Annotated in this window: 10 protein-coding genes; all 10 read right to left on the bottom strand. The window is 59.7% G+C overall.

The genetic code is table 11. The features are described 5' to 3' along the window. Positions 1–79 precede the first annotated feature (79 nt). On the bottom strand, positions 80–1357 hold the full coding sequence (locus EN885_RS29075; protein ID WP_281035169.1) for a SidA/IucD/PvdA family monooxygenase: 1278 nt from the start codon (positions 1355–1357) through the stop codon (positions 80–82). Between the two features lie 865 nt (positions 1358–2222). Further along, positions 2223–3095 (bottom strand): universal stress protein, encoded by an 873-nt coding sequence (locus EN885_RS29070; RefSeq protein ID WP_128243743.1) that lies wholly within the window; start codon positions 3093–3095, stop codon positions 2223–2225. Between the two features lie 95 nt (positions 3096–3190). After that, a complete protein-coding gene (locus EN885_RS29065) occupies positions 3191–3895 on the bottom strand; it encodes a response regulator transcription factor (protein WP_024505268.1) in 705 nt (234 codons plus the stop codon). 107 nt (positions 3896–4002) lie between these two features. Further along, positions 4003–4482 (bottom strand): NifX-associated nitrogen fixation protein, encoded by a 480-nt coding sequence (locus EN885_RS29060; RefSeq protein ID WP_024505267.1) that lies wholly within the window; start codon positions 4480–4482, stop codon positions 4003–4005. A 16-nt stretch (positions 4483–4498) separates the two neighbouring features. Next, positions 4499–4996, bottom strand: coding sequence for a nitrogen fixation protein NifX (nifX, locus tag EN885_RS29055; RefSeq protein WP_128243744.1), 498 nt, complete (start codon positions 4994–4996; stop codon positions 4499–4501). Continuing rightward, positions 4993–6345: a nitrogenase iron-molybdenum cofactor biosynthesis protein NifN gene (nifN, locus tag EN885_RS29050; RefSeq protein WP_128243745.1), complete on the bottom strand. Its 1353-nt coding sequence runs from the start codon at positions 6343–6345 to the stop codon at positions 4993–4995. Before nifN ends, nifX begins: the two co-directional genes overlap by 4 nt. 8 nt (positions 6346–6353) lie before the next feature. Beyond that, the gene (gene nifE, locus EN885_RS29045; protein WP_095489376.1) at positions 6354–7829 is read right to left on the bottom strand and encodes a nitrogenase iron-molybdenum cofactor biosynthesis protein NifE; all 1476 of its coding nucleotides are present in this window, start codon (positions 7827–7829) and stop codon (positions 6354–6356) included. Positions 7830–7890: 61 nt separating this feature from the next. Further along, on the bottom strand, positions 7891–9432 hold the full coding sequence (gene nifK / locus EN885_RS29040) for a nitrogenase molybdenum-iron protein subunit beta (protein ID WP_128243746.1): 1542 nt from the start codon (positions 9430–9432) through the stop codon (positions 7891–7893). A gap of 129 nt (positions 9433–9561) precedes the next feature. After that, complete coding sequence (nifD, locus tag EN885_RS29035; RefSeq protein WP_024505262.1) at positions 9562–11064, bottom strand: nitrogenase molybdenum-iron protein alpha chain; 1503 nt, start codon at positions 11062–11064, stop codon at positions 9562–9564. An 86-nt stretch (positions 11065–11150) separates the two neighbouring features. Continuing rightward, positions 11151–12044, bottom strand: coding sequence for a nitrogenase iron protein (gene nifH / locus EN885_RS29030; protein WP_024505261.1), 894 nt, complete (start codon positions 12042–12044; stop codon positions 11151–11153). Positions 12045–12497: the final 453 nt, after the last annotated feature.

The following is a 12497-nucleotide window of genomic DNA, read 5'->3' as shown; positions in this document are numbered from 1 at the left end:
GGGCTAAGGCTCCCGCGTTCGCCGCAACGAAGGCGTACATATTCCCTGGATGCACCGCCAATGAACAATAGTAGACCAGTTATATCCCGCTGCCCATTTCTTCGGCTACGAGGTCGGGCCGGCGCTCGATCAACGTACGGCTGATGAAGCCCAGATGCTCGGGATTGGTGCATGGCGGGCGCCCCAGAAGGCTGTCCAGGATGCGGCGCGCTCGCCAGGCCAGCAGGCCAAAGTTCGGATCAGCCAGCCCGCGCTGTCCAAGGCAGGCGTTCTGAACGAAAAGGCGTCTGTCTCGCGGTCCGTCCCAGTACACCGAAAAATCCTCGCCGGTGGCGAGCTCATTGCCGATCTGCTCGAGGCGATCTGCGATCGGTTCCAGGAAGTCCGGCAGCGCGTTCTCGTACCCCGTGGCCAGGATGACGATGTCCGCGGTTACTTCTCCGATGTTATCCATGCCGCGCTGCAGCGTGAGCCTGTGCCCCGCCCCTGCGTTGATGCAGCGCGACACGTTGCAACTTGGCCGCAGTGTGACGTCGCATTGGTGTGGCTCGAGAAAGGCGTGGTGGTAGAGCGCCTGATAGACCGCGCGCAACGTGCTTTCTGAAATCCCGTCGGAGGCAAGCGCGAAACGCCGCAGGAACAGCTGGCGATGCACCTCGCTCATGGCCGCAAAACGATCCGAAAAGCAAGGCGTGAACAGCTCGTTTGTGAACGGGTGGTCGTCGAAAGGCATCTCGCGCGTCAAGACCCAAGTGATCGCCGCGGGCCGCCGTTCTTTCGGCCGGCCGACAAGGTGCAGCAGCAGCTCGGCTCCCGACTGTCCGCCGCCAACCACGCAGACATGCTTTTTGTGCACCTCAGGATGGATATGCGCTAGGTCTGATGAGTGGAACAGGTTGGGTCCAGTCCAGCCATGAAACTGAGGCGGAATTTGCGCCTGCTTGCCTATGTCGATGACGAGGTTTCTCGCATCAAGGACCGCGTTGTCCGTCCGCACGCGAAACTCGCCGTCAAAACGGATTTCGCGAACGGCCTCGCCGCCACGGACAAGCGGATTCTTCTGGAACGCCCAGTTGAGATATTGAGCGAACTCGGCTCTGAGCACCCCGTGAAATTGCGCATTGAGGAAATGGTAAAGACGCCCGTTCTCGTGGAGGTAGTTTACGAATGTGTAGGCTGATCGCGGATTGACCAGAGTAACCAGATCCTGGAAGTGGCCGACCTGGAGCTCCGCGCAATCGAAAGCGCTGCCTGGATGTCCGCGGAAATCGACCTGCCGGTCCAGGAACAGTGCCCCTTGCGCAATCTCTTCCTGTATCTGACACGCAAGGCTCAAATTAGATGGTCCAGCACCCACACCAATACAAAAGAGGTCCACTTATCCTTACTCCTCTAGGAGTGTTTTCCAACTCAGCGGCATGTTGACGTCGATCGCCGGGCATTGAGCAATGCGAACCTCACAGGCATGCTTGAGCCGCGGTCCCGACTGAGAGGACAGCAAAAGCGTGTGCCGCCTTCCAGGTCTTGGGCTCAATGTCGGCGGCATCGACAGCGGCGCGGCGTGATCCGAACCCAAGAGCAGAAGGAAAGTGTGTGATGCTGTCGCGCGCCTCTTCCGGATCTTACGGCGGCTTCTAGCGCCGGCCTCCACCCCAGGAGTGGCTGTTTCCCTGCCACGACGGAAGCGGCTCTTTCTTTCGAGGGGCGTAACCATGGATAACGGCTCTTAATGCTTTCGGAGACTCCCATGCATGCGGCGTGCCGGATAAAGACCTGTCAAACCAACGAGTTCGCGTAGTTCCAGCTCGTCTGGAATCCGACATTGTCGCACGTCCGACGATCGGGCAGGGGAAGCTCCGCGGCAGCGGCCCTTGCACACCGCAGGCCTGACAGGGACAGCCGCCGATTTGACGCGCGTCCGGGTACTGATAAGGGGCCTTCCAACAGGGTTCGCGCACGAGGCGGGGTCCCCTGGTACACCCGCCCTGTGGCTTGGCTGCGGTCTGCTGCAGCCGTTCGTCTTTACTGCCCGTTGCGGACGATCTCGCACGAGTTGGATTCACGAGAGCGTCGTGAAGCAGTCGAGGCGTCCGGTTTGGCTCTGACAAGCGTCGCAAGATGTTCGCGGATCCAGCCATGTCTCCGCAATCCGACCGGTAACCGACGACGACTTCGGACTGGTTGGCGGTCCTACGACCTGATCGGTGTTCCTACGGAGCTGATCAGCGAGCCAAAAACAGCGGCAATGTGGTCTTCCCAAAGCTCCAGCTCGGCGGACCGCCGAAAATCCGCTCACGCAGCCCACGGCTGCCATAAGCACCCATGACCATCATGTCAGCACAGATGTCGTTCGCGTGCTGGGTCAGCACTGTGCCCGCCGATTTGCCGGCGCTCTTAAGCAGGTCAACGGAGACCCGAGCACCGTGCCGAGTAAGATAGGCAGCGATGTCAGCTCCAGACTGCGCGCCTTTCCCGTTGTTTTGCGCCTTTGGATCGACCATAGCGACACAGACTTCCTTGGCAGCGGATAGGATACTAAGAGCTTCCCGAACCGCACGCGAGGCCTCTACGCGCGAATCCCAGCCGACCAGCACGCGTCGAGGCGACAGCGTCGCCTTAACGCCCTTCGGCACGATGAGCACCGGCTTTCCGCTATCGAACAAGCAGCCGTTGACAACAGGAGGTCCGAGAGTCTCATCGTTGAGGAGGTCTCCTCCAACGATCGTCAGGTCAGCGCAGAGCGCCCGCTGTCGTGCCACTTCACCGAGGCTAGCCGGATCGCAATAGTCGGTGTCAACGTCACAGGAAAGCGACATAGCTTTCAGCCTTTTGAGGATATCCGCGGACCGTCTTTCCATTCTGGTCACGTCCTGTGAAAATTTCTCGATTTGCTGAAATCGATAGTTCGGTACTGCAATTGCCTGTGCACGTCCTGTATTCCATTCGGGGGGCGGAGACGACATCAAGAGCAATGGAGGCGGTATAATGAGTACCGATAGGTGCGCGCCGACCTCGGCACACAGTCCGGCAGCTGTTGTGAGGTCCTCATAAGAATGATCAGCACCCGTCACACTGAATATGCTTTTAAATTCCATTTGCCTGCTTCTCCTGGTCTTCGTTAGGAGCGCCTCAAAGCGGCAACACCGCTCTCAGGAGGAAGAGAGAGCGGCACCACATTCGATCACCGATTTCAGTCGTCCGGCTTCTCGAGCGAGTAGCCGGCCGACCTGACGGTGCGAATGACGCTGCCGGGCAAGGCCGTTTTCAGCGCCCTCCTGATTCGGCTGATATGGACATCGACGGTGCGTGCACCGACATGAATGTTGGGCAGCCAGGCCGCCCCGATAAGCTCGTCCCGGCTGAAGACCTTGCCGGGGGCCTCAATCATAAGCCGCAGCACGTTGAAATCGATCCGTCCGAGATGGATGTCGTGGCCATTACCGCGAACCCGATGGGCATCGAGCTTCATCTCCAGGCCTCCACAACAAATCCAACTGTCGTTTTCAACCCCGTTCGGACCACGCTTGGTCAGCCCGAGCCTCGACCGCAGGCAGTCGAGCAGCTTGGCCGGAGCCACCGGCCGCACAAAGCTCTCAACGCCTGCCTTCAAGAGATCGAGGTGCTGGTGCTCGGCGCCAGGCGCGATCAGGGCGATGATGGGCAGGTCGGTGGTGCGCGGTTCCCGCTTGAGGTGGGCGCAAATTGCGGACCCGTTTATGCTGGCTGGGTCGCAATCCAGCACTACGGCCTGAAGCTCCCGTTGTTCGGCCAAGGCCAGCGCAGCCTTCGCGCCGTCTGCCGTCTCACTGCTGAAACCGTCAACCTCCAGTATGTGGCTGTAGAGCAGATAGAACTCGGCATCTTGCGAGCAGATCAGGACCAGCGGCTTCTTCATCGGCGATACCCCAACAACCTGGTCGGCCTCGAGTCCCTGGATCGAGGGGACTGGCCAACATAGTTTCTCGGGTCCGTCATGATGGCCTTTCTCGAAAATCGCGCCCATCATGCCAGCGCCACGTGGGGAAAGGTTTCGATGACTGAAATCGCATCGTCGACCAGCTTCGTACCGGCCGTGGCGAGCTTCAGGAGCGTCTCGAAGCCAAACCGGTGGACATCGCGCAGCGTTTTGGACAAAACGACCAGCCGTCCGGTCGTGAAAAGCACCCGACCAAAACCCTCATGGCTCACCTGGATCATCGGCGATGCCATAAGGCCGCAGCGCTCCTCGATCGCAAGCCCGATGGCGGCGTAGTACTTGTCGAGCCTCCACAGCACGTCGGGATCGGGATCTCCGATGATTGGGATCCCTCGGCGCTGTTCCTTGGTAATGATGAAGTCGCCCAGCAGCTCAGCGTCCGCTTTGCGTTCCCACGAGCCATAGGAATCCTGAGAACGGATCAGCCGCACGAGGCATTTGACGAACGGGGTGCAAAGAGCCGCCTCGTCTTCGGCGACAGCTGGGGGGATTGCGGGGTCAGGCATTGGCGTCCTCCTCTTTTCAGTCCTCGTCCTCGAAGGACGGTTTCTTTTCGGCAATGCCCGCTCGCGCCAGCACCTTGCGCAGCCAAGGCGGAGGACACGTCCTGAGCATCATCTGCGTGCGCAAGAGCACCTGTGGGATCGATTGGGGCTCCGCCACTTTGATCGGGTGGATTTTTGCCGCGACAAGCTTGGCTGCCGAAGGGCCGCCGATTGCCAGACAAAACAGGATCTGACAGCCCTTGAGCGCATCCACCTTTGGCGTGATGCGATCATCGCGCTCGGCCCGATGCTCCCCGCTTTCATCGGACACGTCATCGAAGGCCACGGCTTCTACGAGATTGCATTCCTCGCGCGTCACGTCGTAGACAGCAAAGCGCCTGGCCGACCCGAAATGGGCATTGAGGTCCTGCATGTCCTGAGTGGCGATCGCAACGCGCAATGCGCCCTTACGTCGTTCAGGCATCGGGGCGAAAACCTCATTACTGACCAGCGAGAGGCGGCGAACAGCGTTCATCGTGATATTTCTCGATTACGGAGTGGATCAAGCGCCTCAGGAGTGGGCGCGTGTTGGTTGGCCTGGAAGATGTTGGCGACCTCGAAGATCATGTCGCGGGTGCCCTGATAGAGAATTGCGAGCTTGTGCTGGCTGCCTAGTCGATCGAAGACCGGGAACCCGATGCGCATGAGCGGAATTCCGAGCCGCTCCGATGCTTGGCGCCCGTGCGAATGCGTGACAAGCAGGTCAGCACCGACGGCAAGACTTTCCAGATCGCCGAGATCGCCGATCTGAACCGAAACCGCCGGGACTTTCTTGAGAATTTTAGACCTGTCGGTCGTTGTGACGGCCGCGGCTATCTCGGAGCCGAGACCAGCAAAGAAGGTTGCAAGTTGAAACAGCTGGTCTGGTTCGGCAGCGATGGCAATTTTCTTGCCGCCGAAATGGAAATGTCCGTCGAGCATCGCGTCCTGCAATTGCGCCCGGCGCTGGCGCACGCGGGCCGGTACCGCCGCGCCCGAAATCGAAGACAGCAGCGACACGAAGCGGTCCGTGTCCTGCAGCCCAGTCAGTGACTGGAACAACACGTAAGGCACGCCGGTCAACCCGAGCAGCGCTTTCGCCGGGCGGCGCATGTGCTCACCGATGGCGATGCATCGCATGGCCGTACCCAACTCGCGAATGTCTTCGACGCTGGTGCCGCCGTATGTGGTCGCTACCCAGCGGTCAGGAACCGTACCGTCGAGCGAGCCTGAAATGTCGGGCAGAATAACCGGCTTGAGCCCAAAGCTTTCAACCATGTCCCGCATATGCTCGATGTCGGCGACAGAGAGGTTGCATCCGGGCAGGATTGCGATCTTCTTCGGGTGCCGCGCCCGTTCGCCCGAGCGCGTAATCCCTTCGATCATTGCGGTGACTGCCTTGGCCCAGCCCTCTTCGATCGCGCCGTCAAAATCCGGCGTGTTGGCCAGCACGACCTCCGTACCCGCAAGCTGTTGCGTGTGCTTCCGCTTGATGTTGGCAATATCACCCGCGCAATCTTCGCCACGCGTCTCCACCAGCGCGGTCGTGCACACCCCGATCAGCGTTGGCTTCGTGCGGTTCTTGAGGTTGAGGATCGCCTCTTCCAGATGGTCGGCTGCGCCGAGGATGGTCGCCACCTCATCCATCGCCGTAGTCTGCAAGGGAATCGCTTCTTTGAAGTGCCGCACGAAGAGAACGAGCGCAAAGCTTGTGCAGCCTTGGCTGCCGTGGAACAGCGGCATCGCACCGTCGACGCCAAGAAAGGCAAAGGCGGCACCCAGCGGCTGCGACGACTTCAGCGGGTTGACTGCCGCCGATTTGCTCTGGGGAAGGATGCGGGCCATCGGTCGCCTCAACACTCGTGTGCCGTCGCGCAGGCGAATTCATCAAACAGGTACGCGGTCTCGTTCCTCGTGCACGGCAATTCGCCTATCAGCTCAGGCTGGCAATCCCACGGGGCCGGCTGGCGCACCTGAGACCAGATCGGATTGTGAATGGCGAGGTCGATCTGGCGTACGAGTTCCACCATGCCGTCATAGCCGGCATAAGGATGCTGGCGCTCCTGGTTGATATCGAGCCAGGGCGTCTTGGCCTTGAGCGCAATGAATTGCGTGCGACCGCCCGACAGCATGATATCGGCCCTGTGTTCAGAGAGCATGGCGTACAGCTCGCTCGCAGCCATGGATTCGAACATGTGCTTGTCGTGCTTGAGAACTTGTTTGATGCGCTCCTTGTCCTGCACCGTAGATTTCTTGATCGAGGTGCCGACGATCTCGATTCCGATCTCCATCAGCGCATGGACAACCGACCAGGACTTCACACCGCCTGTGTTGAGCAGCACGCGCTTGCCTTGGAGCCTTTGCCGGTAGGATTCGAGTTTCTTCCACGCGATCGCCTCCTGCTGCGCGATCAGCGTCTCTGTGCGCTCGAGGATCTCCGGATCGGCGCCCTTCCTCACCAGCAGCCTGACAAGGTTTCGAAGAGCTTGCGATGTGTCGGAGATGCCATAGAAGGAGCCCTCGAAGAACGGGATGTCCCAGCGCTCCTCCATCTTGCGGGCAAGACTGATCAGCGCGGTCGAGCACACCATCATTGCCGCCCGGGCGCGGTGCGCGGAAGCAATGTCGCGGTAACGCGCATCGCCGGGAATGCAGGCGCGCACCCGGATCCCGAGCCGATCGAGGAGCGGCTTTACAAGCCAGAATTCGCCCGAGAGGTTGAATTCGCCAAGGATGTTGATGTCGTAGGGTCCGGGGTCGTCGGGTTCGACCGTGCCGATGACATGATCGAGCAACGCCTCGGCGGCGAGCTTGTTGCCGAGGTTCTTGGAGCCTGCCAGGCCAGGCGCATTGATCGGCACCACGGCCAAACCGAACTTTTCCGTGGCGCGTTTGCACACGGCCTCGATGTCATCACCGATCAGCGCCGTTACGCAAGTCGAGTAGACGAAGATCGCCGGCGGCGCGTATGTGTGCTTGATCTCGCGGATCGCCTTGAAGAGTTTCCGCTCGCCCTGCCCCATCACAAGGTCGAGTTCGGTGAGGTCGGTCGTGAAGCTTGTCCGCCACAAGGTCGGCCCTGACGAAACCGCACCACGGTTGTCCCAAGAATTGCCCTCGCAGGCGAGCGGCGCATGGACCAGATGCGCAACGTCGGTGATCGGCTGCAGTACGATCTTGGCTCCGTCAAAGGCGCAGCCGCCGGCTGCCGCCCCTGGTGTCAGCGACTTCGAGCAGCCCTCCTTGCGCGCCTTGGCATCTTTGCCACGGTTCTTATCGCAGGCGGGCTCATCGAAGGCGTCCTTGATTTTGGCGCTGAGGGAGGACATTGCTCAGCCTCCCCAGTCCATTGGGCAAGGAATGGCCTCGGCGAAAAGCCGGCCACGGCTCTTAGCGCGTGAGATCATAGGAATAATCCGTCACACCCGTCTCGCTCGTCTCGCGATCGAGTTTGTCGAAGATCTTGTCGAGGATCGTCGTCAGCACGCGCAACGCTCCCTGGTAGCCAAAGAGCGCAAAGCGATGATGATGGTGCCGATCGAAGATCGGAAACATCAGCCGGATCAGCGGTGTTCCGGTGTCGCGCTCCAGGTACTTGCCGTAGGAATTGCCGATCAAAAGGTCCACCGGCTCGGTAAAGAGCAGTGAGCGCAGCGCCCACAGGTCCTTGCCCGCCCAAACCTGGGCAGCCTTGCCGAAAGGCGAGGATGCTAGCAGCTTCTTCAAATCGGCTTCCCATGCCGAGGTGCCATTGGTGGCGAGGCAATGGGTTGGCTCGCCGCCGGTCTCCATGACAAAGCGGGCCATTGCGTGAACGAAGTCGGGATCACCGTAGATGGCGTATTTCTTACCATGCAACCAGGATTGGCTGTCCGCCATGGCGTCTACCAGTCGGCCGCGCTCGAGGCGAATTGCCTCGGGAATCTCCTTGCCGGAAATCGCCGCGACCTCCATCAGGAATTCGTCCGTCGCCTGAACGCCGAGCGGATAGTGGAACGAGGCCGTCGCCTGCCCGACCTCCTCGCAATAGCCCAGTGTCTTTCGGGTGTTGTGATGCTGCAGCGAAAGCGTTGCCTCGGCGTTGAGGGCCTTCTTCACCTCGTTGATCTTCGTGCCCCCGTCATACATGCGGTATTCACCGTCCGAAGGCGTATCGAACTGGTCAGAGGCATCCTGGATCAATGTATAGGACACGCCCATTACATCGAGCAGGCGCTTGAGCTCCCGGTTGTTGCCGACGCAGAAGCCGTCGAAGCCCGGAATGATGTTGATGGTTCCTTCGATTTGCGTACGCTCCTGGCCTTTCCAGAAGTGCTCCAAAATGCCTTTGACCATGTTGTCATAGCCGTCGACATGACTGCCAACGAAGGCCGGGGTGTGGGCAAAGGGCACGTCGAAGTCGCGCGGGACTGAATCTTCGTCCTTGGCGTTCTGGATGAAGCTGTGCAGGTCGTCGCCAATGACCTCTGCCATACAGGTCGTCGACACGGCAATCATCTTCGGGTCGTAGAGCTGGTAGGTGTTGGCGAGCCCGTCGACCATGTTCTTCAGGCCGCCAAACACCGCCGCATCCTCGGTCATTGAGGAGGAGACCGCCGCGGCAGGCTCCTTGAAATGGCGCGACAGGTGCGAGCGGTAATAGGCGACGCAACCTTGGCTGCCGTGGACGAAGGACATGGTTCGCTCGAAGCCGGCGGCAGCGAATACCGCACCCAGCGGCTGGCAGGCCTTGGCCGGGTTCACGACAAGCGCTTTGCGGGCGAGGTTCTCTTCGCGGTATTCCCACGTCTGGGTGAAATCGCGCTGATCGGAAACGATTTCATCGGGGTGCGGACATTCGAAGTTTAGCTTCTTCTCAGCGAGCATCTTTCTGTATTCCGGCTCGCGGAACAGGGGAGCGTGATCGAGAATTTTTTCAGCCGACTGCGGCATGATGATTACCTCTTTTGCATCTGGCTGCGCGGGACGGCAGCTCAGGACGTCAAGACGTTCCAGGCTCCGGCGGATCAGAGGCCGCGGGAGTTCACCGTCTCAGTGGGAGACTGGGGCTAAAGCAAATGTTTATTCGGCAGCCATCGCCCGCTCATCGCCCCGGCTTCTTTTCCAAGGCGCGTGGAATAGGTCCCAGACCGGGTTGTTAATGGCGAGATCCACATCACGTGCGAAAATGGCAAAGCCATCGTAGCCGTGATACGGGCCTGAATAATCCCAGGAATGCATCTGGCGGAACGGTATGCCCATCTTCTGCACCGGGTATTTTTCTTTGATTCCCGAGCCGACCAGATTTGGGCGAATCCCTTCGATGAATTTCTCCAACTCATAGCCGGTCACGTCATCGTAGATCAGCGTGCCGTTCTTCACGTAGTGGCCGGTGCGCTGATAGTCGTCGCTGTGGGCGAATTCATAGCCGGTGCCCACGATGACCATGCCGAGGTCCTCGTAGGCCGTGACGACGTGGCGGGGGCGCAGGCCGCCGACATAGAGCATCACGGTATTTCCTTCCAGGCGCGACAGGTACTTGGCGATGACCGCATCAACAAGCGGCCTGTACTTGGCAATGACCTTTTCGGTCTTCTCCTCGATTTCCGGCCCAAAATGCTTGGCTATGTTGCGCAGAGAGGCTTCGATCTGGGAGGGACCGAAGAAATTGTACTCCATCCAGGCGACGCCATACTTTTCCTCCATATGCCGACAGATGTAATTCATCGACCGGTAGCAGTGGATAAGATTGAGCTTAGCCTTCGGGGCGCGCTCGATCTCTGCGAGTGTGGCGTCACCCGACCAGTTGCCAACCACGCGCAGCCCTATCTCCTCAAGCAGTATGCGCGAGGCCCAGGCATCGCCGCCGATATTGTAGTCGCCGATGACGTTGACGTCGTAGGGGCCGGCCTCGAACTTGACATCCTTTTTGTCGAAGACCCAATCCCGGATTGCATCATTGGCGATGTGGTGGCCAAGCGACTGCGAGACGCCGCGGAAGCCCTCGCAGCGTACCGGCACGATCGTCTTGTCATACTCCTTGGTCTTTTTGCGAGAAACGGCCTCGGTGTCATCGCCAATCAGGCCGATAGGGCATTCGGACTGCACGGTGATGCCGTTGTTGAGCGGAAACAAGACTTCAATCTCGTCAATGATCTGTTCCAGCTTCTTGTCGCCGCCGAAGACGATGTCCTTCTCCTGGAAATCGGAGGTGAACTGCATTGTCCCGAACGTGTCGACGCCCGTCGTACCGACGTAGTAGTTGCGGCGCTGCGACCAAGAATATTGGCCGCAGCCGACCGGGCCGTGCGAGATATGGACCATATCCTTGACTGGCCCCCACACCACGCCTTTCGAACCCGCATATGCACAGCCGCGAATCGTCATCACCCCGGGAATGGACTTGATGTTCGATTTGACGTCGCATTCGGAAAGGACCTCGCTTTCCCCGCCAGCCTCGTTGCCGCTCTTTGCGACGTTGAGGTGCTTCTTGCGGCGCTTCGCCGCCTTGTCGGGATAATGCGACAGCACCTCTTCGATAAGCTTCGCATGAAGAGCACCGTCATTCTCGTATTCCCGGCTCATGAGTCCCCTTTCAAGGTTGGGTGACGCCTCAACGAATAGGCGCCGTTCTCTGCAAGGCGCGCCGATTCATGGCAGCGCTAATGTCACTACTGGGCCGCCGCCTTCGCCGCTTCCTTGGAGTGAAGCTCGGCAAGCATCTGCTCGTCGGTCTTCATGATGCCGAAGTCGAGCAGCATCTCCTCCAGCTCCTCCATGGTGATCGGCGTCGGGATCGTACCCTGGCCCGAATTGGCGTGGATCTTCTCGGCCAGAGCGCGGTATTCCCCTGCCTGCTTGGAGTCCGGCGCGTACTGGATCACCGACATCTTCCTGAGTTCGGCATGCTGGACGATGTTGTCGCGGGGCACGAAGTGGATGAGCTTGGAATTCAATCGGCCAGCCAGTGCTTCGGCCAGATCGAGTTCGCGGTCGGTTTGACGTTCATTGCAGATCAGCCCGCCCAGCCGCACACCGCCCGAATGGGCATATTTGAGGATGCCCTTGGCGATGTTGTTGGCGGCATAGAGCGCCATCATCTCGCCGGACATGACGATATAGATCTCCTGGGCCTTGCCTTCGCGGATCGGCATGGCGAAGCCGCCGCATACCACGTCGCCGAGGACGTCATAGGAGACATAATCGACATCGTCATAAGCGCCATTCTCCTCGAGGAAATTGATCGAGGTGATGACGCCGCGGCCGGCGCAACCGACACCCGGCTCGGGGCCGCCGGACTCCACGCACTTGATGCCTCTGTAGCCCACCTTGAGCACGTCCTGGAGTTCGAGGTCTTCCACCGAACCTTCCTGTGCGGCGAGATCCAGGACGGTATCCTGAGCTTTCGAATTCAGGATCAAGCGTGTGGAATCGGCTTTGGGGTCGCATCCTACGATGAGGATTCTCTGCCCGAGGTCGACAAGGGCAGCGAGCGTATTTTGGGACGTGGTGGACTTGCCGATGCCGCCTTTTCCGTAAAAGGCGATCTGACGCAGACCTGACATAATAGCTTTCCTTCCTTCGTTCTAATCATCGCGACTGCCCGCGACACAAGTGCCGATAGGCAGCTCGTGCCGCCTCACACCAAGCATCGCAAAAAGCGTACCAGCGTGATCGGCCGATCCCAGAAGAAACTTTGTCATTAAATTCCAGCCGCTTAGACGGCGGCAAAACGCGCGAGCGGGCCTTTCAGGCGTCTGTCACGGACACGACAAAGCCGACACAGATTGTCGTGCGCCATCCAAACCGCCGTGTGTCGAGCTCGAAGCGGGAGAATGGGGAGTTAGCCCAAAGCTGATGGCGAGACCATCGGAAGACATCGGCTCTTGTCTTTCCAGCCTGCCATTGATCGGGCGGTCGCTGGATGAGCAGGAGCCTGGGGCTTGACCGCGGCGCGGGTAGTTCAGGCAGGCTTACGGAGCGGGAACGCCGGCGGCCGATAGACATCCGCGCTTAAC

The sequence above is a fragment of the Mesorhizobium sp. M6A.T.Cr.TU.014.01.1.1 genome, assembly GCF_004022765.1.
Taxonomy (GTDB): Bacteria; Pseudomonadota; Alphaproteobacteria; order Rhizobiales; family Rhizobiaceae; genus Mesorhizobium; species Mesorhizobium mediterraneum.
The sequence above is the reverse complement of the archived record's forward strand: the minus strand, read 5'-3'. Positions and strand labels throughout refer to the sequence as shown.

Coding starts and splice junctions, on each gene's coding strand:
- EN885_RS29070 (WP_128243743.1), bottom strand. CDS start 3,095: ATGGAATTTAAAAGCATATTCAGTGTGACGGGTGCTGATCATTCTTAT.
- EN885_RS29065 (WP_024505268.1), bottom strand. CDS start 3,895: ATGAAGAAGCCGCTGGTCCTGATCTGCTCGCAAGATGCCGAGTTCTAT.
- EN885_RS29060 (WP_024505267.1), bottom strand. CDS start 4,482: ATGCCTGACCCCGCAATCCCCCCAGCTGTCGCCGAAGACGAGGCGGCT.
- nifX (WP_128243744.1), bottom strand. CDS start 4,996: ATGAACGCTGTTCGCCGCCTCTCGCTGGTCAGTAATGAGGTTTTCGCC.
- nifN (WP_128243745.1), bottom strand. CDS start 6,345: ATGGCCCGCATCCTTCCCCAGAGCAAATCGGCGGCAGTCAACCCGCTG.
- nifE (WP_095489376.1), bottom strand. CDS start 7,829: ATGTCCTCCCTCAGCGCCAAAATCAAGGACGCCTTCGATGAGCCCGCC.
- nifK (WP_128243746.1), bottom strand. CDS start 9,432: ATGCCGCAGTCGGCTGAAAAAATTCTCGATCACGCTCCCCTGTTCCGC.
- nifD (WP_024505262.1), bottom strand. CDS start 11,064: ATGAGCCGGGAATACGAGAATGACGGTGCTCTTCATGCGAAGCTTATC.
- nifH (WP_024505261.1), bottom strand. CDS start 12,044: ATGTCAGGTCTGCGTCAGATCGCCTTTTACGGAAAAGGCGGCATCGGC.